This is a genomic window from Variovorax sp. 10N420 (assembly GCF_056394705.1).
Genome location: NZ_JBFTIJ010000002.1, coordinates 359,925 through 385,016 on the forward strand (window position 1 = coordinate 359,925; position 25,092 = coordinate 385,016).

Below are 25,092 nucleotides of genomic sequence, written 5' to 3' on the forward strand. Positions count from 1 at the left end.
GTCAGGCCACCTCGATGTTGTGCGGCCCCGCATCGACCAGCCAGGTCGGGCGCAGGCAGACGTTGCCGCAGGTGGGCGCGCAGCCCTCGGCGATGAGTTCGAGCGACAGGACGTGATCGACACCGGGCGTCTGGTCGATGACCTGCATCACCTCGGCGCGGTAGACGTCTCGGCCCAGCGGCCAGCCGGTGCCATCGGGTCCGCCGCCCAGGGGGTCGAAGAAGGCATCGAGCGCCTGCGCCACTTGCGCGGCAAGCCGCTTTGAGTCGGTGCCCTCGAAGGCCTTGAGCGTGGCGTGCACCGCCACTTCCAGATAGCGAGGGCCGGCGACCACCACCCGCGTTCCGATGGTGCGCCGCGCCTCGATGCGCGCTGCGATGCGCTCGATGAAGCCCATGCCCGGAACCGGGCGGGACAGCGGCAGCGTCGGCATCACGATCACCGTGACCATGCCCGGCGCGTTCACGCATTGCAGCGCCGGGTAGAGGTTGGGCCGGGCGATGGCACGCGCCACGCGCAAGCCGGGGGTCTCCGTGGCGATGGCCTCGAAGTCTTCGACCGTCACGGCACGCAGCCGGGCTTCACGAGATGCGATCGCGCGTCCGATGGCATGCGTCAGCGTCTCGGCATCGGCAGCGGCTTCGACTGCAATCGGCGCGTCGGCGGCGACGCGCCCCATGGCGCTCGCATCGGTGATGAAGGCACGGTTGTGCGGCGTATCGGCCAGCCCGGTGAGTTGCGACAGCGCGGGAGCCGGCTGCGTCGCTTCGTAGCTAGCGAACACCTGGCAGCCTTTCGGAAACACCCTGCCCTTCTCGCCATCGCCGGACACCACCTCACCGCGGGTCGGATCGAGATGGAAATGCGCGTCGGCGCGGGTGGACGCCGCGAAGTCATCCACCTGATTCCATTCGCGGTATTGGTCGTTCTCGACACTGAAAAGACGCAAACTCGATTCGACCAATGGTCGTTGCCTCAAGGTGATGCGCTGGCCGGGCTCGCCGGTGCCGGTGCCCGCGAGCGAGCCTTCGATGACGAGCAGGCCCGGCAGCGCCGCGGTCGCGGCCTGGTAGCCCAGCAGGACGAAGGCAGGAGCGTCGGGCGCAGTGTCCACGGACAGCGCGACGATCTGTCCCTTCTGCACGGTCAGTCGCAGGCCGGTGGACTGGCCGGGCGTCAGGCTGCCCGTGACCACGGTGCCCATCGCGATGGGCCACGAAGTCGTCACTGGCACCGACTGCACGAGTTCCACGCCGTTGGACATCAGCCGGGTGGCGCGCGGCGCGTCGTCGAATGCGCCTTGATCGAAACGACAGCGCACCCAGCAAAGCGCCTCGGCGATGCGCCCGAGCGCCGCGGATTTCATGCCCTGCGTCGGGCGCAGTCGCACCGAACCGGTGAGGCTGAAGCTGCGCGTGTCGTCGACGGCCTCCAGCGCAAGCCAGGTGCCTGAAGCGCCGACGTCCGCAAGGTATTCCCACGCCACGCGCGCGCCGTGATGCACGAGCGGTCCCGTGGCGTTCTCATCGGCCGCGATGCGCGCCCGCTCGGCGAGGCTCGCTTGCGCACCATCGATACAGAAGTAAAGCTGCGCCCAGGTGCCGACGGGCAGGGCCTGGTCGAAGCCCAGATAGAGCTCGGCGCCAGGCACCGCGTCGTCGCCGAACAGCGCGATGCTCTCCTGGCGCGTCCATGCCGCGGTGAGATTCTGGAAGCCTCCGGCGTCCTTGCGTTGAACGGCGCGCAGGCCGGCGGCGACCACGTCGATCGCGGCTTTCGAGCGCAGCAGCACGGGCGTTCCGTCAAGCCGCGTGCCCGCGAATTCACTCCCTGCAGGCAGCGACACCGGACTCGCGCCCGCGGTGATGCGCAGCGCACTCGCCACGGTGGCAGGACGCGGTGGTTCAGGGCGCACACCCATCAGCGCGAGCAGCCGCAGCTTCTGGGCGTCGGTCAAGCGGTTCAGCCGGTAGATGTCCATCTCCGCCACCCAGGCGAAGAGTTCCATCAACGTGATGCCAGGGTCGGATGCGTTGTGGTCCGTCCATTCCGGCGCATAGAGCGGCACGAGCGCGCGGCCCTGCTCCACGAGGTCGGACCAGCGGCGATCGTCGAGGTTGGGCAATGCGATCGACATGATGCTCAGGCTCCCGATTCGTCGATGCGCAGCACGATGGGCCCGGCCGCGACCACTTCGTCGTCCGCCACCCGCACCGACTCGCCCTGCGGCACGCCGCCGATCACGAGGTCGAGCGATTCGATGTAGTCGACGCCCGGCACGCGTTCGAGTTCGGCTGCGACATCGGACATGTAGACATCGCGCCCCAGGTCCCACCCCGTTCCGCTCGGGCCGCCGAAGACCGGATGCAGGAAGCGTCCGAGCGCATTGCGCACGCTCTGCTCCACCGCGCCGGCCTGGCTCGGGTCGACCGGCGTGATGCTCGCCGTGACGCCCACCGGCAGGTAGGTCGGGCCGGTGACGTGAATGCGACGCAGCGCCGCCAGATCGGCCGGCGCGCGCGCCTCGATGTACTTGCGCACCTGCTCGCGCAGACCGAAAGAGGGATAGGGCTGCGCATCGAGACTGCCGGGCACGATGAGCACGGTGACCCATCCCGCGAGCGTCTGCCCGGAGGGGCTTCGGCCGGGGATGGCGTGCACCATCTTCACCGCCGGCGAAGCCTGCACGGCGAGCGTCTCGTAGTCGGCCGGCGCCACCGCGCGGCCGCGATGCCGCACCGTGCGCGGACCGCGATCGAGCACCGCCGACGCGGGCTCGCCATCGGCGCCACCTTCGGCTGCGCGCGGATTGAAGACATCCTGGATGCCGGGCACCACGCCCAGCAACTGCTTGATCGCGCCGGCCGCCACGTTGCCCTTGGAGCCGCCGCCCACGCTCACCTCGCGCACGAGGATGGCCGCGCTCGCCGGCGGCACGCGGCCGTTCTCGCCGTCGCCGAAATCCACACGCCCGCTGCTCGCATCCAGCGCGTAGTGCCGGTCGGTCGGCGCGGAAAAGAAGAGCTGTTCGCGCCGAACCCACTGGACCCAGGCTTCGGTCACTTGCTTCTGCCGGTTTCGCACGAGCCGCAGCGGCCCGATCGCAACCTGCGTGTCGGTGGACTCGCGCGCCAGCAACTGCTCGAACTGCGCCAGCACGCTGCCGTCGCCGTTCCACAGCTCCATGGCGAGGATGCGCCATTCGACATTCGCGCGGGGCCCGCCGAGCTCGCGCACCTCGATGCGCTCGCCGTCGAGTACCGGCGTCTGGGTGAGCGCAAAGCGCTGGTTGGGCGTGCCGTTGCTGGTGCCGAGCGGCAGGTCGTGCAATGTGTGCCGCTCCGAAGCCCACACCGCGTTCGGAAAGAGCGAGGTGAACGCCGGCTCGCCGGGCGGCCCGTCTTCCTTCAGCCGCGCACGCAGCCAATGGTGGGGCGCGTCGAAGCGTGCAAGTTCGCTGTCGTCCGATTGCGCGAGCACGTTCACGATGCCGGGGCGACGCAGGTAGCCGGTCTCGTCGTCGGCTGGCGTGCGCGTCCATTCCAGTCCGTCCCAGTATTCCCACACCAGCGCAGGACCCAGCGGTGCATCTGGCGCTTCCACCACGTCGAAGAAGAGACCGAGCTGGTCGACGGGCGGCTGCTTGTCGAACCCAAGATAGAGCGCCGGCGTGAGATCGCGCACGCGTTCGAAGGGCGCGAAGGTGCTCCCCGGCCACATCGCCTCGGCGGTGCGCTCGACGTAGGCAAAGTCGTTGTACGCCAGCACGCCCTCGGCATGGAAAGGCCCGTACTGCCACGTGTAGCCGATGGCGAAGGACGCGAGCACCGGCGGCTGCGCAGCGACGTAGGTGAAGGTGTTGCTGGTACCGACACCCGCCGCGTCGGTCTTGAAGCTGATGGTCTGCTTGAAGCCATAGGAGCCGCTCTGCAGGCGCACACGCACCCAGCGCGCCTCCTGTTCGTTGACCTTGACCGGCGTCATGTCGATCGGCACGGTGAAGTCGATCACCTCGGTGCGATCGAGGTCGAGCTTCGAGTCCGCGAAGTTCGACGTCACCGCGAGTGGCGCCCACATGCGGCTGTTCCAGTATTCCCAATCCACTTGGTGCGCGAGCGCGGTCGAGCCCGACACTGCCCCTTCGTCCTGGGGCGACAGCGTGCGCGCGATGTAGATGCGAACCTTGGCCAGCGGCTTGCCGAAGGCTTCCTCGTTGGCGAAATAGAAGGCGGAGCCAGGTTGCGGTTGTTGGCCGAGCGGATAGAAAGGCTTGCTGAGGTCGAGCGCCGTCGCATCGGCGAAGGCCTTGTCCGCCGCGAGCCCTTCGACGGAAAGCGTCAGGTCGACCTTGGGCCGCACCGTCGATGCGGCCTGCGCGGGACTCCGAAGCTCGTCGGGCGCCGAGAAGGTGATGCCGGCGAAGGTCGCATCGAACAGATACGTGCGGCTGAAATTGACATTGGGGATCTGATAGATGCCGTCCGCCCCGGTCGGTGAGGAGGTGTACGCCGCGCGCGTCGGGTCGGCGGGGTCGGTCAGTCGCACGATGGCGCCCTCGACGGGCCGACCCGCTGCGTTGCTCACCACTCCGCCAAGGCTGCTCGGTGGGTTCGGCGTCGGCGCTGCCTTGCTGTAGGCGAGCAGGAGCGACGCCTCACTTGCCACGGCGGGCGCAGCGACCGCCTTGCCCACGGCGATGCGTCCGCGCAGCGCGCCGTTGACCGTGCTCGACAGGCGGATGGTGTCGACCTCGGGCAGCGACTGCCCCGGGTCGGGCGGCAGCGGTTCAGTCAGCCGCGCGCGCAGCCAATAGCCGTCGCTGCCGTTCACCTTCGTCTTTGCGGCCGATGCGCAATCGGTCTCGAGAACGAAGCTGCCGCTTTGCGTGAGTCCGTCCGTGCTGTCGAAATCCGCGGCGGCCGCCCCACCGCACTCGGTGCTGGTCGCAATGAAGCCGCGCCAAGTGGCGCCGTCCCAGTACTCCCAGACGATGTCGAGCCCCGAAGTGGCACCGTGCTGCAGTTCGAATTCGACTGAAAGCCGTACCTTGCCCGACAGCGCAAGCAACACCGGATGCGACAGATACAGCTGATGCGGCGTCGGCCCGCGCAGGCGCGCAGCGAAAGGCTCGACCGGATCGCCGCGCAGGAAGGCCGCGGTGTGGTCGATGTATTCGTCGCGGCCCGGCCAGAGGCTCACGATCTGCACGATCTTTCCGGCTGTGACGCCGACCGCGCGTTCGGTCTCGTAGAGGATCTGCTCGCTGCTGCCGGGCGGAGGTGCGGCACCGACGGGTGTTCGGGCCGGGGCCGAGCCGCCGGTCGCCTGGTCGTTCAGCTTGAACACGACGGGCGCGCGCGCCGCCTGCGCAGGCACCAGGCTCAGGCCGGCGATGTCGAGGAAGCCGAGCTTGAGCTTGGGCGGCACCTGTTCGAGCCGCTGGGCCACCGCTTCGAGGTAGCGCGCAACGATGGCGGCCAGGCCGACACCGGCGCTCTTGTCGGCCGCGAGCCACTCGGGCGTATAGCCGACGCGGCGGGCGAGGAGGGCCGCGAGCAGCGCCTGCGCGTCGCGGCGGTCCAGGTCGACGGAAGGCTTCGTGTTCACTGCGCGGACCCTTCCTCGAGGTAGAAGGGATAGACCAGGTTGGCATGCGAGTTGGTCGCACGAACCCGGTAGCTCATTTCGATCAGCACCTTGCCCACGCTCGCGACATCGGCCGTGGCAACGACGCTGTCGACATCGATGCGCGGCTCCCAGTCGATGAGCGCTTCCATCACACGCTGGCGCAGCGCCTCCAGCGTGGAAGGATTGAGCGGCTCGAAGACGAACGCGCGCAGCCCCGCGCCGAAGTCCGGCCGCATCACGCGCTCGCCGGGGTCGGTGCCGAGGATGATGAGAATGGCCTGGCGCACGTCTTCGTCATAGGCGGCCGTGGCCGTCTGGCCGGCATCGACGCACACCGGAAAGCTCCAGCCCTTGCCAAGGAACGACGACGTGAGATCGATCCGGGCCATCGCGTCAGCCTCCGATTTCCACGAGCGGGCAGCCCATGACGATCGGCGCGCCACAGCCGCTCATGTCGCCCATGCGTGCGGCCGGCCGGCCGCCGATCAGCACCGTCAGGCTGCCCTTCACGATGGGCGTCGGCGGATGCGGGCCGGCGAGCGGCGGCATGGAACACGCATGCATGTCGCCCATCACGGCGGCCGGCATGCCGCCGATGAGCACCATCGGTACGCCCGGGCCGGTGATGACGCCGGGATGAGCGGTGGGGTCGCCGACGCGGGCTGCGAAAGGCATGGCGTTTCCTTCCTCAGTTGAGCTTGATCGGCAGGCCCTGAACGGTGCAGGGGCCGGAGGACTGGATGTTCACCATCGCGCCCTTGATGTCTACCTGCGTGCCTTCGAGCGAGATCTGCAGGGCCTTGAGTTCGATCTTCACGGCCGCCTGCACCGTGACGGTCTGCGTCGTGTTGTCGAGCGTGATCGAAAGCGTGCCGGCGGTGTTCTCCAGCTTGATCTGCAAGGGGTCGATGGTCACCTTCTGCATCGTGCTGGTCGTGATGGTGATCGACTGCTCCAGATCGTCGAACTCGATCTCGTGGCCGAGACCGCCGGCCATGCCGGTCTTGATGACGCGCTTGGTGAGGAAGTCGGTGGGCAAGGTGAGCGGCGGCCGGTCGGCCGTGCTCCACAGGCCGCCCAGCACATAGGCCGCACTCGCGTCGTTCTGCGCGAAGGCGACCAGCACCTCGTCGTCGATCTGCGGCACCCACACGAAGCCGCGACCCGAGCCGCCACCAACGGACGGCAGGCGGCACCACGGCTCTATCGCCGGAATCGACGGAATTCGCACCTGCACCCGTCCCTCGGCGACCGCGTCAAGGTTGTTGGTCACCACGCCAGGTGCAATCGCGAAGCCGTCGGGCTGCGATTCGACGCCGAGCTGGTCGAGCCGTTCGAAGAGTTGGTCATCCATGGTGGCCGCCTTTGCTCATACGGTGAACTGGCCCTGCAGCCGCACCAGCCCGCCGCGGCCCTTGGGCAAGGGAATGGACCCGAACCAGACTTCCTTGCGCGCCTGAAAGCTCGTGCGGTAGCCGCCGCCGTCGATGGTGTGCGTGGCCGAGGTGATGCGGTAGAGCCCCCCGAACTGGTCCCCAAGCCCTTCCAGATTGACCACGCGGCTGGCCTTGATGCGCGGATCGCCGACCGTGCTGCCGGAACCCGTCAGCCGGTTGTTGAGCTTGGGCAGCAGCTCGGTGAGGATCTTGCGCGGCGCGGTCGCATAGCTGGTCGGCTTCAGCGTCGTGACCTTGCCCGGCGCGAGCAGCTCGCCGATCTCGCCACCGGGCGTGATCGAGAGCTTGAACATCGCGCGGTCGTAGTCCCAGTTCAGGGCGATGACGAAATCCATCTTGATGCTGTCGACCCACACGCGCGCGGCCACGCCTTCGATGTCGCCCACTGTCGTGAGGCGCGGCGTGAACTCCATCAGCGAGGCACCCCATTTCAGCGTGAGGCTCGGCGCGTAGTCCTGGATCAGGAATTGGAACTTGAGCACCCGCCCGTGCGGCTCGGCCGTGTGGTCGATGTACATCTGCCAGCCGTTGTCCTTGGCGACTTCGGTGAGGAACTGGAAGTCGTCCACGCCGCTCTGTTTGCGCACTGCCATTTGCGCAAACTGCGGAAAGGCCAGGAAGGTGGCCAGTCCGATCAGCGTCGACAGCGTGCCGCCGACCGGGTCGAGTTCAGGGATCAGGGCATTGGTGCCGGCCACGAGCGCGGCCACCGCGGAATCCGGCAGCGGGAAATTGCCGACCGATGGAATCTTGATGCGGAAGGCGCGGTCCTTGGTGCCGATCTGCAGGCGCTGCAGGTAGTCCTGCGCGGTGAGCCGGATCATCGGAATGCCGCTCGACGGGAAAGAGGGCTCGATGCCGGTGATCTCGCCCACGAACACTTCTTCGAGCGGGCCGGGCGCATAGCCCATCGAAAGGCGGAACTCGTTGTTGACCTGCAGTAGCGGATGGTCGAGCCATTGCAGCGATGTGTTGGCGACGCTCACTTCGACACGGTCCGCACCCTCCATGCCGTCGGTGTGGGTGACCGAGACGATCGACGCGCGCAAGGCCGCCGGAATGGCGTTGCCGTCGATGCTGATCGCGAATTCAGGAGCGAGGCGCATCAGGATGTCACCTCCCCGGTGGCCGGATCGGTAAAGGGCAGGGCCGGCACCTTGAGCGCCTGTCCCGGTTCGATGGCACGCGGATCATCGATGTCGTTGGCCGCGGCGATGGGCCGCCACAGCGCCGGGTCTTCGTAGAAGCGGAAGGCAATGGCCGAGAGCGTGTCGCCGCGCTGCACTGTGTAGCCCTTGCTGAAGTCCGCGGTCTGTCGATTGACCTCCTTGGCCTCGCGCTCCGGGTCGATGAACTCGCTGAAGCTCACCGTGACGCGCGCCCGCGTGGGCCGCCCGTCTTCGAGGAACTTGATGAACTTCTGGTTGGCACGCGCGAGCACGCAGCGCAGTTGCAGCGACCCCCAGGCCACGCGCAGCACCGGCGGCGCATGCAGTTCGGAATCGATCTTGAGCAGGTCCACCACCTTCTGCGTCTCGGCACGCACATCCGTGCGGGTGTCGGTGGTGTCGAAGAAAAGCTCCATCTCCAACGTGCGCAGGTTGCCATGCACGAACTGCAGGATCGGCGAGCCCAGGCCCGGTATGGCCTGCGACGCGTAGTTGTTGTCCTTGTTGAGGCCGTACTCCTCGGGGTTGAACATCACGTCGAAACGCGCGCCCGTGTGTTCGACCGTGATGCTTGCCTTGGCGAGTGCCATGGTTCAGGCCCTCCCCATGCGTTCGCGGTAGGCCAGGAGGCGGCGATCGATCTGCTGGATCACCAGGCCGGTGAGCGCCTCGACGTTGAAGGCTGGCGCGGCGTGCGGCGCCCTCGCCTCTTCCAACCGCGTGCGCGACAGCGCAGACCCTTCGATGCCGTCGACCGCGCTTCCGGCCGGCTGCGCTGCTGCGCGTCGCGGCACAGCCAGCACTGCGGGCTGCATTGCGGGCCTGACCTCGTCGCGATGGGCGTTGAGCCGGAGGCGCACTGCCATGTCGCCGGCATGCGTCGCGATGGTCGAGACTTCTTCGCCGCGCCGCATCGACAGGCGAATGGGTTGGTGCCCAGCCGGCGCCGCGTGTGCGGGTCTGACCTTTCGGAACGCGGGAACAAAGGCCGGCGACGCCACGTGCGCGACAGGCTCACGGTGCTCATCCGATTGCGCGACATGCCGTGGCGCGTGCGCGACGAACATCCCCGGCTCGCGCCAAGCGCTGCCTGTGGGTAGCGCACTGCGCAGGATCAAGGGCCGCGCCATCGCCGGCCGCATGCTCACGGTGACCAATGGCGAGACAGCGAAGTGCGTGTGGAGATGGAGGCTCGGCCGCAGGTGAACGTGCCGAGTCTGCGCGGCGGCGCCGAGCCCTCGCTGCTGCAGCACCATCGCGCCCGGCGCGCGCCACGCTTCGATGCGGCCGTGCCGCGCGCGCAGGCGCTGAGCCCATGCTTGCCATCTGTTCACGTCGTCCACTCCTCTTACTGAAGGGCTTCGCTGTTGGCTCTTTCGTTGATCGCGGAGATCTCTTCCATCCAACGCTGCCGCTCCTTGTGTTCGAGCGACATCACGACTTCCTGCGACCAGTGAAAGTGATAGGCGATGAAGGCTACTTCCCTGTACAGCGCGGGCAGGGGGTAGCCTACGATCCCCCCGGGCTGTTCATCTCCAGCGCGAACTCGTGCGCGCACTTCGGGCAGGCCGCCTCGATCACGGCCTTGCCGCTGCGGTTGATGCGGTTGTAGAACTCCTGCAGATAGGCCAGGTCGGCGGCGTAGACGCCCTCGACCACCTTGGGCGTGACCTGCGCCACCGAGCCCAGGCGCACGATCACGCGCGACAGCAGGATCACGGTGAGGTAGGCCTCGTTGCTCTGCACACGCGGGTCCTTCAGCGGCAGGATCTCGTCGGCCGCGGTGGCGAGCCGCATCACGCCTTCGCGGTGCAGGTCGCCTTCGGCGTCGACGAAGCCCAGCGGCAACGTGAACTCGTATTCGGTCTGGAACGACGTCATGAGAGGCTCCGTCTCACGCACGCTCGACGCGCTCGCAGCTCACCGTCATGCTGTCGAGCGAGACGTCGTTGCCCTTGGCGTTGAAGTCCGGCCCGTCATATTTGCTGGGCCACGCGCTGAAGAAATTCCATCGCACCTTCTCCTGGCCCGAATCGTCCTGAAGAATGATCGAGCCATTGCGCCGGTCGATGGTGCCGTTGACCGCTGCGAGATGCCAGTCGTAGAGCTCGCGCGAATCGGTGACGCCCCACTTGAGCGTGATGTCGGGGTAGGAGATCTTTCCGGGCAGCTTGCGCACTGTCGCGGCTTCACCGCCTTCGCGGTACTCCACCACCTCGATGTTGGAGCCGAAGCCGCTGCACTCCGAGAAGCCGGCCTGCACGATGCCGTCGATCTCGACCAGAAAGCGGAAATTCCTGTAGGGGTCTTTTCTTGCCATGACTGCTCCTCAAGCGCCGGTGTTTTGCTGAATACGGAAGATGACGAACTCGGCCGGCTTGGTAACGGCCACGCCGATCTCGGTGATCACCTGCCCCGCCTCGCGCGTGCTCGCCGGGTTGGTCTCCGCGTCGCACTTGACGAAGAACGCGTCCTTGGGCGTCGCACCGAAGAGCGCGCCGTCGCGCCACTGGTTGTAGAGAAAGTCGCTGACCGAACGGATGATCCGTTGCCACAAGGCGGGCGTGTTCGGTTCGAACACGACGAACTGCGTGCCCTGGTCGATCGACTCCTTCAGGAAGTTCATGAAGCGGCGCACGTTGAGGTAGCGGTATTCGCCGTTGCGGTCCCCGCCCAGCGTGCGTGCGCCGTAGACCATCGGCGAGCCGCCGAAGGGCCGGATCACGTTGATGCCCGGCGGGTTGAGGCTGATCTGTTTGTTCTTGTCCATCGGCCTCTCAAGGTCGACGATGCCCACCACGCCTTCGTTGGCAGGCGCCTTGAACACGCCGCGCGTCGCATCCACCCGGGCCCAGATGCCGGCGACATGGCCGCTCGGCGGCACATCGAGCAATTCGGGTTCCGCGCCGCCATCGGTGAACAGCGGATTGAAGACCTTGAGCCACGGGAAGTAGATGGCCCCGTAGCTGAACTTGTCCGGCGTGGTGGGCCCGCCGCCGGGCATCGGTCCGCCGTAGATGTCGTCGGGCGTACTGTCCGACGCAGGCGCCTTCTCGCCGTCGAGCACCGCGACGCGGTCCTGCATCTCGAAGCAGTGATCCATGATCTGCACCTTCGGCGCGGTGCCCTGTGCGCCCGGTGCAGCGACGATGGCGATCTCGTCGATGGGCTTGAGCGTGTCCAGCGGTGCCTGCAGGTTGCCCATGCCGCCCGCCGCGATGGGTACGACGTAGCAAGTGGTCCCGCCGTTGGCGAAGAAGCCGAACACTGCCAGCGCCAGTGTGCGATTGACCGTGGTGTAGATCGGCGTGTCCGGCGTCGCGCCCGCGCCCTTGATGAAGGCCGAGAATTCGCTCCAGTTGGTGAACTTCTTCGGCTTTCCGACATCCGCGCCGGCGAGCCGGTCGGCCTCACCGATGAAGGCGGCGGTGCTGGTGCCCACGCCCGCGATCGGCCTGGCGAGCGGAGGAATCTCTTCGACGTAGACGCCGGGTGCGAAATAGTTTGCCATCCTTGCCCTCTCCTTCTTGCGGTGTAGGGATGAAACCGTTCAGGTCAACTGCACGTCGTAGCCCGCGAGCGCAGGTGCCGGGACGACGACGGCCCGGTCTTGCGTCACGGCGCCCGCCGTCACGCGCAAGGTGAAATTGCCGGCCGGAATGGCCGACAGCGAAAACTTTCCTTCGGCATCGGTGAGCGTGCTGCGCCCGCGCTCGACGATGCGCACGCCCGCATTCGCGACCGGCGCGGAGGCCGCGTCCACCACGACCCCACCGATCTGGAAGAACGGCGCATCCAGCGCCGCGCCACCGGGCTGTGTCTTCAGGCGGATTTCGCTGGTGATCACGGTCGGATAGGTCGCGGTATCAAAGGCCTTCAGCGACACAGTCACCGACAGCAGCACCGAGGCCTTGATGCGATTGCCGATCGCCGCCCAGAACTCCGCCGGGTTGCGCACGCCGTCCGGCTGCAGCATCAACATTGGCAGCGGCGGTTCCTGCAATTGCAGGTTCGGCGTCAGGAAGGCGTGCGGCAGCAGCGGCGATCCGGCGATCAACTGGAGCACCTGGCCCAGCAACTGATGCTCCTGCTTGGGCAGGTCGGTGCCGCCCACGGGCCACGCGGTGACGAGGTACAGGCAGGTCGCGCGAAAGGCAGGCGGCTCGACGAGCGACTGGCCACCCACGCGACGAGTGACGCTCTCGTTGTTTCGTAGCTCCAGGTTCTCGTGCACCTCGAAGAGGAACAGGTTGACCGTGGTCTGGTCGAGCGCGTAGGGGTCGGTCGGCCGATCGAACCGGATCGCCGCATCGCGCAGCGGCGGCGCGAGACCGGGCTGCTTGAAGAAGGCCTCCAGGCTTTCGGTCACTTCATTGAGCATGAAGGCCTCCGTTGCCCATGGCCTCGACGCGCGGCGCGTAGGCGCCGAATTCCGAGCCTGCGACACGACGCCCGGATTTCTCGATCTCACGCCGCGCCGCCCACAGCAAGTGCTCTGTCTTAACGTCGCCGCCTTGCTCGGCCGCGAGGAAGGCCGCGGCGACGGCGATGTTCTTGACCGCGCCGCCGGGCAGCTTGAATTGCGTCGCCATGAATTCGAGATCCAGGTCCTTGCTGCGCGGCAGCTTCGCCGGCCAGATCGACTGCCACAGCCGCCGCCGGCTCTCTTCGTCGGGAAAGGGGAAGTCCACGATGAATCCCAGGCGGCGCGTGAAGGCCACATCGAGGTTCTGTCGCAGATTGGTCGCGAGGATGCACACGCCGTCGTGCTCGTCGAGCTTTTGCAGCAGGTAGGCCACTTCGATGTTGGCGTAGCGGTCGTGCGCGTCCTGCACGGTGGTCCGCTTGCCGAAGAGCGCATCGCATTCGTCGAAGAACAGGATCGCGTTGCCGGCGCGGGCTTCCGCGAACAGGCGATCGATGCTCTTCTCGGTTTCGCCGATGTACTTGCTGACCACTTGCGAGAGGTCGATCTTGTAGAGCTCCAGCCCGAGATCGTTGGCGATGACTTCGACCGCCATCGTCTTGCCGGTGCCGGGCGGTCCGCTGAAGAGTGCGCTCAGTCCCTTGCCGAGCGAGAGCTTCCGGCCGAAGCCCCAGTCGTCGTAGACCACATGCTGATGGCGGGCCTGACGGCAGATTTCCTTCAGTTGAGAAATCGAGTCCGCCGGCAGCACGAGATCGCTCCACACGTACAAGGGCGAGAGCTTGCGCGCAAGCGCGCCAGGATCGCGCGCGACTTGCAGGCGAGCGGCGCTGGCCAATTCGGCACCGTCGGGCTTGCCCTGCTCGAGCGCGGCCTGCCGCTCGGCATGCACGACCGCGCCGGCGATCTGGGTGTCATTGAGCCGATAGCGCGCCGCGAGTTCGTCGATGCTGCGTGCGTCGATGTCGAGCCGGCGATCGCGGAGCTCGGATGCCCAGAGCGCGCGGCGTTCGACAAAGCTTGGCGGCGCGACCTCGAGCGTCGCCATGCCGCAAAGGGCGGGGCCGCAAGGCCGCGTTCCGGAGAGCACCACGACATTGCCGAAGGCTTGCGTCGATTGACGCGGCTGCAGCGCATCCGCGAGCGCTGCGCGGTCCTGCGGCGACAGCGCATCGAAGCCCTTCAGGTGCAGAACTGCGGACAGCAACTGGGCCTCGCGCAACAACAGGGCGACGGTATCCCCGAAATCGCCGACAGGCTCGGCCGCCTTTCCGAGATCCGCGGTGATGAGGGGTTGACGCAGCTTCGCAGCCAGGCTTGCCACGGCGGCTTCTTTCTCGCCACCGTCCGCGCCTTGCAGATACACGTGCGATCCTTCGCCGGCGGCCAACGCCTTGGCGATGGTCTTGCCCAGCGCCTCGGCGCGCGTACCCACGCCTGCCTCGGGTTGCATGTCGAATCGGGCGGCTGCAAGCAGGCGAGCATCGAGCGACGTCTGTCCGAGCAGGAAGCGCACGACCGGCTCCTCCAGCTGGAGCGTTTGCGCCAGCAGCGGCGGGGGAAGTCCGACGTTGTCCGCCGCAAGGTGCAGCAGGCGATGCCGCAACAGAGGCGCATCGGGCGCGAAACGGGCTCGCGCAGCGATCTTCGCGTCACGCGACGCGCACAGCAGGTTGAGCACCAGATCCACCGTGGGCCGCCGGCGCGTCACGTCGTCCTGCAGATAGGCAAAGAGCCTCTCGTAGCGCAGGTCGACCTCGGGCGCCAGCGCGATCAGCACGATGTCGAGATCGATCGTGTCAAGGCCGAAAGCCTGCTGGAGCCATGGAAAGCGCGATCCGTCAGGCATCTGCGTGCCGCCTGCGGCATCCACGCCTGCGAGGAAGGGCTCGCCCGCGCCGCGCCGCACGAGCCGCTGCACGTCCTGCGATGTCACATAGAGCCCCCTATAGGGCTCGGTCTGAACGCTCGCGCCGGTTCCGCTGGCCGCGGCATCGGCGGCCGTCGTGGCGCGCTCCAGCATCCGATCAAGGCGGCCAAGGGCGTTCCACAAACCCTCCATCTGGAAGGCGGGAGCCTGGGACTGCGAAGCAATGGCGTTGATCATCGTTGCACTGATCGATAGACAGTGAGGCCGTCGGCACCGGTCGACGCTTCCATCCGGCCTGCGGCCACGAGGCCCTGCAGCGCTGCAGCAACCGCCTTGCGCGTGTCATCGCGTCGCTGGCGCACGAGCCACCAGTCGCAAATGCCCTCGATGGAATCGCAGGCATCCGGATGCGCAGTGACGTAGCGCAGGATCGTTTCCGCGACGTCGTGGGTCAGGAGCGAATCGGTTGTCACACTTCACTCATCGCTTGAATCGTGCCAACGCGGCGGCGCGTCTAAGTCGTTGATTCCATTGACCTTGTCCGCAAGCGCTTCGCGGGGGCCGAGTCGATGCCGACACGGGCGCCCCGGGCAAGCCGCACTGCCGCGTCCTCTTGATCACGCTCGATTTGCGCTGGTGTGTCGCCACCGACACGGCCCGTGCGCAAACAACACAGCCGCGAACCACGAGAGAGGCTTGCTTAGTCGGTACGTCGTTTGGTGGATGTGCGCACGCGCTTCGCTTCCTAGAATGCGCCCCGAGACGAACGATCCCTGGACGGGAAGGAGGTCCTTGATGCACGGAATCACGGAAAGCCGTGACGCACCGCTCGATTCGAGAATCGTCGGCACGTCCCCGATATTCATCGCCGCCATCGAGCTGATGGCCCGCTATGCCGAGTGCACTGCGCCGGTCCTGATCGTCGGAGAGAGCGGGACTGGAAAGGAACTGGTGGCGCGCGCCACGCACTACATCGGGCCTCGACGAGACGGCGCCTTCATTCCGGTGAACTGCGGCGCCCTGCCCGAGTCGCTCGTAGAAAGCGAATTGTTCGGCCACGCCCGCGGTGCATTCACGGACGCAGGCCGCGCTCGGCTCGGTCTTGTGCGCAAGGCCGAGGGTGGCACCTTGTTCCTTGACGAGATCGAAGCGCTGTCCCCGCGCGGACAGGTCGCGCTGCTTCGTTTCCTGCAGGATGCGTCGTTCCGCTCGGTGGGCGATGACCACGTGCAGCATGCCGACGTGCGCATCGTCGCTGCATGCAACGTCGACCTGCGAGAGTTGTCACACCGCGGCGAGTTCAGGGCCGACCTCTTCTTCCGACTGGACGTGCTCCGCGTTCGGCTACCGCCCCTTCGCGATCGTCCGGAAGACCTGGACCTGCTGGTGCCGCACCTGCTGCGCAGTGCCGCACGCGCCACGACCGGAGAGCCCAAGGAGATCAGCGATGACGCGCTCGCACTGCTGCGATCCTTCGACTGGCCGGGCAATGTGCGCGAGCTCGAACACACGCTGCTGCGCGCCCATCTCATCTCGACCGACAACTGCATCAATGTTGATGCGCTGCTCGCGAGTGCCCCTGCCCTCGCGAAATCGTCCGCGCAAGTGCACCCCGCGCGAGACCTTGCCTCGCTGCGCGAAGCCAAGCGCTCGGCTGTCTGCAACGTCGAGCGCCAGTTCGTCGAAGACGCTCTGGCCATGACCAACGGCAACATCAGCGAAGCCGCACGCTTGTGCGACATGCAGCGCGCGTCGCTGAGCAAGCTGGCAAAGAAGCACGCGATCCTCGCCGAGAGCGTTCGATTCGGAGGGGTGAGCGGCCGCTGATATTGCGGCACATCGTGTCGCCCCCTGCTGCGGCAGAGAATGTTGCCTTCCCTGTTCGCTCGGAGTGAGCCATGCAGAGTGGCACATACGGCCGCGTCTGGACGTGGCCATCAGGCCTCCGCCAATGCCGCCTCCCTTGCCAGCCAGTCCTCGAAGTCCCGCACCCTCTGTGGCACAGCCCGGTCGGTGCGCCAAGCCATGAAGTACCCGCCATCGGTTGGCACCCGCAGATCGAAGGGCGCAACCAACCGCCCCGCCGCAAGGTCATCGCGCACGAAGGCGAGCAATCCAACCATGACTCCGAGCCCTTCGGCCGCCGCTTGATAGGCCATGGCAGCGTTCTCGAACTTGAGCCCGCGCCGCGTGTCGGTGTCCGGTACGCCTGCGGCGGTGAGCCATGCACGCCAGTCGTGTGGCCGGTTCAGTGAACTCAGCAAAGCTTGTTGAGCCAGGTCGGCGGGCTCTTTGAGCGGCGGGCCGGCGCCCAGCAGCGAAGGCGCGCAGACAGGGAGCAGCGTTTCGCGAAACAGGAGGCGGTAGCCAGGACCTTCAGGCGGGCTCGGCTGTGAATGAATGCTCACGTCGATCTCGTCGCGCTCGAAATCCGCCGGCCTGTGAGACGTGGTGATTTGCACATCGATGCGTGGATGCAGCGCATGAAAGCGAGCCAGCCGCGGAATAAGCCAGCGAATGGCGAAGGTCGGTGGCAGCTTGACGCGCAGCAGCCATTCGTCGGGGCTTTGATGCTGCAACTGCCGCGTGCCAAGCTCGATCTGGTCGAACGCCACGCTCATGCTGGCGAAGTAGCGCTGTCCCGCCGGTGTGAGACTGATACCGTGCCGTCCGCGCTCGAACAGTTGAACGCCAAGCCAGCCCTCGAGCGTCGCGATGTGCCGGCTGACGGCCCCCTGCGTGACGAAGAGTTCCTGCGCCGCTCGCGTGAAGTTGCCGCAGCGCGCGGCGGCGTCGAAGGCCCGCAGGGCGTTGAGGGGGGGAAGGCGGCGTGTCATAGGCATGAAGTTTACTCATGCATGCATGTTTTTATTGTGATTGCGATACGCCATTCCTCCGGCATAGCATGGCCCCACTAGAAGATCAGGAGACAAGCTATGACGATGAAGAAATTGCATGCCCGAGTGAGTGCGGCACTGATGGCCCTCATGGCCGCGGCGATCTTGGGCTCGCCCCTTGCCGCGCGCGCCGAAGACGCGGCCAAGAACTACCCCTCCCAGCCGATCAAGCTCATGGTCCCGTGGCCTCCGGGGGGCGGCGTAGACACCACTGCGCGCATCCTTGCCGAGCTGCTGGGCCAGCGCATGGGTCAGCCCATCGTCGTCGACAACCGCTCGGGCGCGGGCGGCAACATCGGCACCGAGTTGCTCGCTCGCCAGCGGCCCGATGGCTACAACCTCCTGATGTCTTCGATCAGCCCGAACGCGGTGAACATCAGCCTCTACAACAAGCTGGGCTTTGATCCGGTGAAGGATTTCGAGCCGATCATCTACGTCTCGGCCGTGCCCAACATCCTCGTAGTGCCGGCCGACTCGCCCTTCAAGACGGTGAAGGACGTGATCGAGGCGGCGCGTGCCAAGCCCGGTTCGCTGAACTACGGCTCCGCCGGGATTGGCTCGTCGCAGCACTTGGCGGCGATCCAGTTTGCGACCGCGGCCAAGATCGACATCGTGCACGTGCCGTACAAGGGCACGGCCCCGGCCGAGGCCGACCTGGCCGCCGGCCATGTGTCGCTGATGCTCGATACGACCACGTGCCTTCCCTTCATCTCAGGCGGCCGCATGCGCGCATTGGCGGTGGCCTCCAAGCAACGCAATCCTGCCTTGCCCGACGTGCCCACCTTCGACGAAGCGGGCCTGAAGGGCATCTATGCCTCCTCGTGGTACGGGCTCTCGGCGCCGGCGGGCACGCCGCGCGCCATCATCGCCAAGCTCAATGTCGAGGCCAACGCGGTGCTCAAGTCGCCCGAGTTCCACAAGCGCATGGCTGCGTTCGGCGCCGAGATCGGCGGCGGTTCGCCCGAAGACTTCGGCCGCTTCATGGCCAGCGAGACCCAGCGCTACGCCGAGATCGTGCGCATCTCGGGCGTCAAGCTCGACTGAGCCTTTCCTCTTTTTCTTCGTTCTCCACAGCGGTTCCTCAATGCCCCCCCAAACGCCCCACACGCTGTTCGACAAGATCTGGCAGTCCCACGTCGTCACGCAGCGCGAAGACGGTCAGAGCCTGCTGTACGTCGATCGCCACCTGGTGCAGGACGGCTCGGCGCCGGCCTTCGAGATGCTGCGCCAGCGGGGCCTCCCCGTGCGTCGGCCCGAACGCGCCTTCGCCACGCCCGACCACTACGTGCCGACCAGTTCGCGCTCTTTTGCCGATATCGCCGACCCCGAGAAGCGCGCGATGGCGCAGGCGCTGAAGGACGACAGCGCCTCCGCGGGCATCCGCTTCTTCGGACTGGACGACCTGCGCCAGGGCATCGTGCATGTGGTCGGCCCCGAGCAGGGTCTGAGCCTGCCGGGCCAGGTGATCGTTTGCGGCGACAGCCACACGGCCACGCACGGGGCGCTCGGCGCACTGGCCTTCGGCATCGGCGCGTCCGAAGTGGCGCACGTGCTGGCCACGCAGACGCTTTGGCAGCGCAAGCCGCGCACTCTGCGCGTGAACATCGACGGACGGCTGGGCGAAGGGGTGTCGGCCAAAGACATCATCCTGGCCGTGATTGCGCGCATCGGCGCGGGCGGCGGCACCGGGCACGTCATCGAATACGCGGGCGAGGCGATCCGCGCGCTGTCGATGGCGGGGCGCATGACCGTGTGCAACATGTCGATCGAGGCCGGCGCACGCGCAGGCATGGTCGCGCCCGACGACACCACTTTCGAATGGCTGGCCGGCCGGCCCGAGGCGCCCAGCGGCGCCGCATGGGATGAGGCGCTGGCGCTATGGCGCACGCTGCCCGGCGACGAAGGGGCGGTGTTCGATCGCGAAGTGCAACTGCACGCCGGCGACATCGCACCCATGGTGACCTGGGGCAACAGCCCCGAAGACGCGCTGCCCATCACTGGCCGCGTGCCAGACCCCGCACAGGCCGCGAGTGCCGAGCGCCGCGAAACCCTGCAGCGCACGCTGGCCTACATGGGCCTGCAGCCGGGCCAGGCGCTGACCGACGTGAGCGTCGACCGCGTCTTCATCGGCTCTTGCACCAACGGCCGCATCGAGGACATGCGCAGCGCCGCCGACGTGGTACGCGGGCGCCGCGTGGCGGCGGGTGTCGAGGCCTGGGTCGTGCCCGGCTCCGGGCTGGTGAAACAGCAAGCTGAAGCCGAAGGGCTCGACGCCGTCTTCCTGGCGGCGGGCCTGCAATGGCGCCATGCGGGCTGCTCGATGTGCCTGGGCACCAACGGCGACCAGGTGGCCGCCGGACAGCGCTGCGCCTCCACGTCGAATCGCAATTTCGTCGGCCGTCAGGGACCCGGATCACGCACTCATCTCATGAGCCCGGCCATGGCCGCCGCCGCGGCCATCACCGGCCGCCTGACCGATGTGCGCCGCTTGCTGGCCGCGCACTGAAAAAGAGGAAAAGCCAACACCATGGAAGCCTTCGCGCAACTCGACGCCGTGGCCGTGCCGCTGGACCGCGCCAACGTCGACACCGATCAGATCGTGCCGGCGCTATACCTGCAGAAGCCGCGCTCCGACAATTTCGGTGACTATCTTTTTCGCGACGTGCGCCACGATGCGAACGGCGTGCGGCGGCCCGGCTTCGTTCTCAACGACCCGGCCTATGTGCGTGCGCGCATCCTCGTCGCGGGTGCCAACTTCGGCTGCGGCTCGTCGCGCGAACACGCGGTGTGGGCGTTGCATGACGGCGGCTTTCGCGCGGTGATCGCGCCGAGCTTCGGTGACATCTTCCATAGCAATGCGCTGAAGAACGGCCTGCTGCCCGTGCGCCTGCCCGCGCCCGTCGTGCAGCGCCTGCTGGGCGAACTGCAGGCCGCCCCCGGGGCGCACATGCAGGTCGACCTGCTGGCGCAGACCGTCACCGGCCCTTCGGGCGATGCAGAGCCTTTCGCCATCGACCCGTTCCCGCGTCGCTGCCTGCTCGAAGGGCTCGACGAAATCGACTACACGCTGACCCAGCGCGGCGCCATAGACGCCTTCGAGCAAGCCCGCGCACGCGAAGCTGCTCATGCCTGATTGAACTCAACACCAGAGGTTTGTGAATATGAAAATTGCAGTGATGCCCGGAGACGGCATTGGCCATGAAGTGACGGCGCAGGCCGTGAAAGTGCTGAAGGCCGTCGTGGGCCCGACCCAATCGCTGGAACTGGTCGAGGCCGCCATCGGCCAAGCCGGCATCGAAGCCGCGGGCGACCCCTTGCCGGCAGCCACCAGCGAGATCGCGCGCAAGGCCGACGCCATCCTGTTCGGTTCGGCCGGCATGCCGGGCGACGAAGCCATCCCCTTCATGATGCGTCCGGGCGCCAGCCTGCTGCGCCTGCGCAAGGAACTGGGCCTGTTTGCGAACTTCCGCCCCGCCTTCCTGTTCCCCGAACTCATCGGCGCATCGACGCTGCGCCCCGAAGTCGTCGAAGGCCTGGACATCCTCATCCTGCGAGAACTCACGGGTGATGTGTATTTCGGCGAGCCACGGGGCACGGGGATCAATGCGGCCGGCGAACGCGAGGCCTTCAACACGATGCGTTACTCGGAGCCTGAAATCGAGCGCATCGCGCACGTCGCTTTTCGCACCGCGCGTGCGCGTGGCCACCGGCTGTGCTCCGTGGACAAGGCCAACGTGCTGGAGGTGATGCAGCTGTGGCGCGAAGTGGTCACGCGTGTGGGCAAGGAGTATCCCGACGTCGAACTCACGCACCTGTTCGTCGACGCGGCCGCCATGCAGCTGATGCGCGCGCCCAAGCAGTTCGACGTGATCGTCACCGGCAACATCTTCGGCGACATCCTGTCCGACGCCGCGGCCATGCTCACGGGCTCGATCGGCATGCTGCCCTCGGCCTCGATGGCCGCGGGCACCTTCGGCCTTTACGAGCCGGTGCACGGCACCGCGCCCGACATCGCGGGCAGGAACCTCGCCAATCCGCTGGCGTCCATCCTGTCGATGGCGATGATGCTGCGCTTCTCCTTCAAACAGGCCGCCAACGCCGAGCGCGTGGAGCGCGCCGTGCGCCGCGTGCTGGCTGAAGGCTTGCGCACTGGAGACATCTTTCAGGAAGGCTGCACACGCGTCGGCACTGAAGAAATGGGCGCAGCGGTCGCGGCATCCCTTTGAGGCATCCCTTTGAATTTTTGCTAACACGACCTAGCGATATGAAGATCCTGGCTGAAGGTTTGCAATTTCCTGAAGGTCCGGTCGCCTTGAGCGACGGCTCAGTGGTGCTGGTGGAAATGCGGGCGGGCAGGATTGTGCGCGTGACGTCGGACGGCAAGGTGCACGTCATTTCGGACTGCGGCGGCGGACCCAACGGCGCGGCTATGGGTCCTGACGGCGCGCTCTACATCTGCGACAACGGCGGCAGCGCCTATGTGCCCGGCCAATTCACCTCGACCGGCCCGGCGCCCGACTATGCGGGCGGCAGCATCCGCCGCGTGACGCTCGAAGGGGGCGCATGCACCACGCTGTACACCCACTGCGATGGCCAGCGGCTCTCGTCGCCCAACGACATCGTGTTCGATGCGCAAGGCGGCTTCTATTTCACCGACTTCGGCAAGAAGCATCCCCGCTCGCGGGACATGGGCGGCATCTACTACGCGCTGCCCGATGGCTCCAGCATCAGGGAGGTCGCCTACGGTCTGCTGTCGCCCAATGGCATTGGCCTGTCCCCCGATGACAGCGTGCTCTACATCGCAGAGACCGAAACCGCGCGGCTGTGGGCCTTCGACATTGTCGAGCCCGGCATCGTGACGAAGCTGCCCTTTCCGTCGCCGCATGGCGGCCGGCTGGTGTGTGGGCTGCCGGGCTTTCAGCGCTTCGACAGTCTGGCCGTGCAGGCGCAAGGCGACATCTGCGTTGCCACGCTCGTCACCGGCGCCGTATCGGTCATCACGCCGCTGGGCGAACTGCGGCGCCAGTTGGTCTTGCCCGACATCTACGTCACCAACCTCTGCTTCGGCGGACCGGACCTCAAGACGGCCTGGCTCACGTTGTCGGCCACCGGACAGCTCGTGTCCATGCCGTGGCCCGAAGCGGGGCTGCGCCTTCATTTCAACGCCTGAGTGGCACCCGGAGACACTATGAATCGTCGAGAACTGATGAGCGCCCTGGCCGGAGGCTGCCTCTATGGCGCCCTGCCCGCACATGCCGCAAGCCCCTACCCGCAACACCAGGTGCGCGTGGTCGTGCCGTTCACGGCAGGTGGCGGCACCGATGTGGTGGCGCGCGCCATCACCACCAGCATGTCCGGCTCGATGGGCCAGACCTTCTATGTCGAGAACAAGCCGGGCGCCAGCACACTGATCGGCTCGGAGTACGTAGCCAAGTCGGCGCCCGATGGCTACACGCTGCTGGTGGCCAGCGTCCCGCACGCCACCAATCCGTCGATGATGAAAAGCCTGCCTTTCGACACGGTCAAGGCGTTCGCGCCCGTCAGCCTTGCCACGCAGTCACCCTTCATCATGGTGGCCGCGGCAAGTTCGTCGGTGCAATCGATGAGCGACGCGCTCGCCCTGGCCAAGGCGCAGCCGCTGTCGTTCGCGTCCACGGGCAGTGGAACGGCCGACCATCTCTCGATGGAACTGCTGGCGCTGCAGTCGGGCGTCAAGATGACTCACGTGCCCTATAAGGGCACCGGGCCAGCCCTCGCCGATGTGATGGGCGGCCACGTCGACCTGATGTTCGCCAACGTCGTGGCGGCGGCGCCGCTGGTGAAATCAGGCAAGCTGCGCGCGCTGGCCGTGTCAACGGCGCGCCGCTCGACCTCGCTGCCAGACGTGCGTACTGTGGCCGAACTCAGCGGAAAGCCCTTCGACGTGAGCGCATGGACTGGCGTGCTTGCGCCCGGCGGCACTGACCCGGCCCTGGTCGAGCGGCTGAGTGCCGAGGTGCGCAAGGCACTTCAGACGCCGCTCACGCGCGAGGCGCTGGTGACCAATGGCGCGGAACCCGTGGGCAGCACACCTGCCGAGTTCCAGGCCTTCATCTCGCGTGAGATGCAGACCTGGAGCGGCATCATCGCCAAGGCGGGCATCACGCCGAGCTGAGCGGGGACGCGGCCAAGCCATGCCCTACGCAATCGTCTCGCACGACAAGCCCGGTGCGCATGCGCTGCGCGCGTCGCTCAAGCCGGCGCACCTCGACTACCTCGTCGCGCGGCAGCATCTGCTGCTGGCCGGCGGCGCCATCCTTGACGACCAGGGCCGGGCTATCGGCGCGCTGGTGGTGGTCGACACGGATGACGCACGCGAAGCGAAGGCCTTCATCGCGGAAGACCCGTTCACCACGGGCGGGCTGTTCGAGTCGTCGCAGGTAATGCCTTGGCGACAGGCATTTTTTGATCGCCGGCGCACCCGTTGAAGGGGTTCGCGCGCGAACGCGGGCAAGCAGGGCGCCCTGCGATACGTTGCCATCCACCGGATTCGAGCACGGTCCTGCAATTCCAAGGAGTGGAATTGGAGGGCTGCGCCGCGGGAGTATGGGGGCTAAGCTTTGAACGCAGCTCCAACCCAAGTCAAGAGAAAGAGACATCCATGCGTGCATCCACTCGCCTTTCCATCGACCGACGCGGCTTCCATCAGCTCGCCGCGTCGGCCACCCTCATGGCGTTGGGCTTGGCAAGCCCCCTCGCACACGCAGCCTTCCCTGACAAGCCGCTGCGCATCGTCGTGCCCTTCGCCCCCGGCGGACCCACCGACCTGATGGCGCGCGCGATCGGCAAGAGCATGACGGCGAGCCTTGGCCAGCCGGTCATCGTGGACAACAAGCCCGGCGGTGGTGGCGTGATCGGCATGAGCGAGGTGGCGCGCGGTCCGGCCGACGGCTACACGATGGTGTTCCCCTCGATCCTTGCGGTTACCAATCCCGCGCTGATGGCCAACTACCCTTTCGACACGCTGCGCGATTTCGCGCCGCTCACCGTGGTGGGCTTTATCCCGCATGCAGTGGTGGTGCGGCCGGACTTTCCTGCGAAGACGCTGCAGGAGTTGGTGGCGATGGGCAAGGCCAAGCCCGAAAGCCTGTCCTATGGCTCCTCGGGCAACGGCACCTCGGCGCACCTGGGCGCCATGATGTTCGTGCAGCGCGCCGGCATTCAAGCCGTCCACGTCCCCTACCGCGGCGCCGGTCCGGCGGTGCAGGACCTGCTGGGCGGCCAGATCCAGTTCATGTTCCTCGACATGAGCTCGGCGCTGGGGCAGATCAAGGCCGGCAAGCTGCGCGCACTCGCCGTGGCACCGAAGACGCGCTTCGCGGGCCTTCCAGAGGTGCCGACCGTGGCCGAGCAGGGCTACCCGGGCTTCGATGTGCATGGCTGGTATGGCCTGCTGCTGCGCGCGGGCACGCCAGCGCCCGCGATGCAGCGGCTGTACGCGGAGGTGAAGCGCGCGCTCGAGACGCAGGAGGTGCGCGAGGTCTTCAGGGCGCAGGGCATCGAACCGGGCGGCATGCCGCCGGCCGAGTTCACGGCACTGGTGCGCGACGACCTGGCGCTCTGGAAGCGCACCGTCGAGCAATTGCACATCCCCATGCAGTGAGAA

25 protein-coding genes are annotated in these 25,092 nt (G+C 66.9%); 9 read left to right on the plus strand and 16 right to left on the minus strand.

Going from position 1 to position 25,092, the window contains the following annotated elements; translation table 11 throughout:
- Nucleotide 1 precedes the first annotated feature (1 nt).
- The 15 genes from AC1DEK_RS06115 to AC1DEK_RS06185 are packed head-to-tail and all read right to left on the minus strand — an operon-like array spanning nucleotide 2 to nucleotide 15,023.
- Nucleotides 2–2,137, minus strand: coding sequence for a putative baseplate assembly protein (locus AC1DEK_RS06115; protein WP_478124321.1), 2,136 nt, complete (start codon nucleotides 2,135–2,137; stop codon nucleotides 2–4).
- A 5-nt stretch (nucleotides 2,138–2,142) separates the two neighbouring features.
- Entirely contained in the window at nucleotides 2,143–5,607 is a 3,465-nt protein-coding gene (locus AC1DEK_RS06120; RefSeq protein WP_478124322.1) for a putative baseplate assembly protein, read from the minus strand.
- Nucleotides 5,604–6,017 (minus strand): GPW/gp25 family protein, encoded by a 414-nt coding sequence (locus AC1DEK_RS06125; protein ID WP_478124323.1) that lies wholly within the window; start codon nucleotides 6,015–6,017, stop codon nucleotides 5,604–5,606. Before AC1DEK_RS06125 ends, AC1DEK_RS06120 begins: the two co-directional genes overlap by 4 nt.
- Nucleotides 6,018–6,021: 4 nt before the next feature.
- Nucleotides 6,022–6,303, minus strand: coding sequence for a PAAR domain-containing protein (locus tag AC1DEK_RS06130; protein ID WP_478124324.1), 282 nt, complete (start codon nucleotides 6,301–6,303; stop codon nucleotides 6,022–6,024).
- Nucleotides 6,304–6,316: 13 nt separating this feature from the next.
- The gene (locus AC1DEK_RS06135; RefSeq protein ID WP_478124325.1) at nucleotides 6,317–6,982 is read right to left on the minus strand and encodes a phage baseplate assembly protein V; all 666 of its coding nucleotides are present in this window, start codon (nucleotides 6,980–6,982) and stop codon (nucleotides 6,317–6,319) included.
- Between the two features lie 15 nt (nucleotides 6,983–6,997).
- On the minus strand, nucleotides 6,998–8,191 hold the full coding sequence (locus tag AC1DEK_RS06140) for a phage late control D family protein (protein WP_478124326.1): 1,194 nt from the start codon (nucleotides 8,189–8,191) through the stop codon (nucleotides 6,998–7,000).
- The gene (locus AC1DEK_RS06145; protein WP_478124327.1) at nucleotides 8,191–8,844 is read right to left on the minus strand and encodes a CIS tube protein; all 654 of its coding nucleotides are present in this window, start codon (nucleotides 8,842–8,844) and stop codon (nucleotides 8,191–8,193) included. The genes AC1DEK_RS06140 and AC1DEK_RS06145 overlap by 1 nt, the downstream gene beginning before the upstream one ends.
- A 3-nt stretch (nucleotides 8,845–8,847) precedes the next feature.
- Nucleotides 8,848–9,588, minus strand: a complete 741-nt coding sequence (locus tag AC1DEK_RS06150) for a hypothetical protein (protein ID WP_478124328.1) — start codon at nucleotides 9,586–9,588, stop codon at nucleotides 8,848–8,850.
- A 14-nt stretch (nucleotides 9,589–9,602) separates the two neighbouring features.
- Nucleotides 9,603–9,812, minus strand: coding sequence for a DUF6760 family protein (locus tag AC1DEK_RS06155; RefSeq protein ID WP_478124329.1), 210 nt, complete (start codon nucleotides 9,810–9,812; stop codon nucleotides 9,603–9,605).
- A complete protein-coding gene (locus AC1DEK_RS06160) occupies nucleotides 9,764–10,135 on the minus strand; it encodes a phage tail assembly protein (RefSeq protein WP_478124330.1) in 372 nt (123 codons plus the stop codon). Before AC1DEK_RS06160 ends, AC1DEK_RS06155 begins: the two co-directional genes overlap by 49 nt.
- A gap of 13 nt (nucleotides 10,136–10,148) precedes the next feature.
- On the minus strand, nucleotides 10,149–10,574 hold the full coding sequence (locus AC1DEK_RS06165) for a phage tail protein (RefSeq protein WP_431273008.1): 426 nt from the start codon (nucleotides 10,572–10,574) through the stop codon (nucleotides 10,149–10,151).
- 9 nt (nucleotides 10,575–10,583) lie between these two features.
- Complete coding sequence (locus AC1DEK_RS06170) at nucleotides 10,584–11,765, minus strand: phage tail sheath family protein (RefSeq protein ID WP_478124331.1); 1,182 nt, start codon at nucleotides 11,763–11,765, stop codon at nucleotides 10,584–10,586.
- Between the two features lie 39 nt (nucleotides 11,766–11,804).
- Entirely contained in the window at nucleotides 11,805–12,635 is an 831-nt protein-coding gene (locus AC1DEK_RS06175) for a Pvc16 family protein (protein WP_478124332.1), read from the minus strand.
- A complete protein-coding gene (locus AC1DEK_RS06180) occupies nucleotides 12,625–14,787 on the minus strand; it encodes an ATP-binding protein (protein ID WP_478124333.1) in 2,163 nt (720 codons plus the stop codon). The genes AC1DEK_RS06175 and AC1DEK_RS06180 overlap by 11 nt, the downstream gene beginning before the upstream one ends.
- Entirely contained in the window at nucleotides 14,784–15,023 is a 240-nt protein-coding gene (locus AC1DEK_RS06185; RefSeq protein WP_478124334.1) for a hypothetical protein, read from the minus strand. Before AC1DEK_RS06185 ends, AC1DEK_RS06180 begins: the two co-directional genes overlap by 4 nt.
- A gap of 322 nt (nucleotides 15,024–15,345) precedes the next feature.
- Here AC1DEK_RS06185 and AC1DEK_RS06190 point away from each other — a divergent pair, with 322 nt between their 5' ends.
- Nucleotides 15,346–16,377: a sigma 54-interacting transcriptional regulator gene (locus tag AC1DEK_RS06190; protein ID WP_478124335.1), complete on the plus strand. Its 1,032-nt coding sequence runs from the start codon at nucleotides 15,346–15,348 to the stop codon at nucleotides 16,375–16,377.
- A gap of 110 nt (nucleotides 16,378–16,487) precedes the next feature.
- Here AC1DEK_RS06190 and gcvA read toward each other — a convergent pair whose 3' ends face one another.
- Entirely contained in the window at nucleotides 16,488–17,393 is a 906-nt protein-coding gene (gcvA, locus tag AC1DEK_RS06195) for a transcriptional regulator GcvA (protein ID WP_478124336.1), read from the minus strand.
- Between the two features lie 93 nt (nucleotides 17,394–17,486).
- Here gcvA and AC1DEK_RS06200 point away from each other — a divergent pair, with 93 nt between their 5' ends.
- From AC1DEK_RS06200 to AC1DEK_RS06235, 8 genes are all read left to right on the plus strand, one after another.
- The gene (locus AC1DEK_RS06200; RefSeq protein WP_478124337.1) at nucleotides 17,487–18,491 is read left to right on the plus strand and encodes a Bug family tripartite tricarboxylate transporter substrate binding protein; all 1,005 of its coding nucleotides are present in this window, start codon (nucleotides 17,487–17,489) and stop codon (nucleotides 18,489–18,491) included.
- Nucleotides 18,492–18,531: 40 nt separating this feature from the next.
- The gene (gene leuC / locus AC1DEK_RS06205; protein ID WP_478124338.1) at nucleotides 18,532–19,953 is read left to right on the plus strand and encodes a 3-isopropylmalate dehydratase large subunit; all 1,422 of its coding nucleotides are present in this window, start codon (nucleotides 18,532–18,534) and stop codon (nucleotides 19,951–19,953) included.
- 21 nt (nucleotides 19,954–19,974) lie between these two features.
- Nucleotides 19,975–20,580: a 3-isopropylmalate dehydratase small subunit gene (leuD, locus tag AC1DEK_RS06210; protein WP_478124339.1), complete on the plus strand. Its 606-nt coding sequence runs from the start codon at nucleotides 19,975–19,977 to the stop codon at nucleotides 20,578–20,580.
- 28 nt (nucleotides 20,581–20,608) lie between these two features.
- Entirely contained in the window at nucleotides 20,609–21,673 is a 1,065-nt protein-coding gene (gene leuB / locus AC1DEK_RS06215) for a 3-isopropylmalate dehydrogenase (protein ID WP_478124340.1), read from the plus strand.
- A 38-nt stretch (nucleotides 21,674–21,711) separates the two neighbouring features.
- The gene (locus AC1DEK_RS06220) at nucleotides 21,712–22,617 is read left to right on the plus strand and encodes an SMP-30/gluconolactonase/LRE family protein (protein ID WP_478124341.1); all 906 of its coding nucleotides are present in this window, start codon (nucleotides 21,712–21,714) and stop codon (nucleotides 22,615–22,617) included.
- Nucleotides 22,618–22,635: 18 nt separating this feature from the next.
- Nucleotides 22,636–23,601, plus strand: coding sequence for a Bug family tripartite tricarboxylate transporter substrate binding protein (locus AC1DEK_RS06225; protein WP_478124342.1), 966 nt, complete (start codon nucleotides 22,636–22,638; stop codon nucleotides 23,599–23,601).
- 19 nt (nucleotides 23,602–23,620) lie between these two features.
- Entirely contained in the window at nucleotides 23,621–23,914 is a 294-nt protein-coding gene (locus tag AC1DEK_RS06230) for a YciI family protein (RefSeq protein ID WP_478124343.1), read from the plus strand.
- Between the two features lie 173 nt (nucleotides 23,915–24,087).
- Nucleotides 24,088–25,089, plus strand: a complete 1,002-nt coding sequence (locus tag AC1DEK_RS06235; protein ID WP_478124344.1) for a Bug family tripartite tricarboxylate transporter substrate binding protein — start codon at nucleotides 24,088–24,090, stop codon at nucleotides 25,087–25,089.
- Nucleotides 25,090–25,092: the final 3 nt, after the last annotated feature.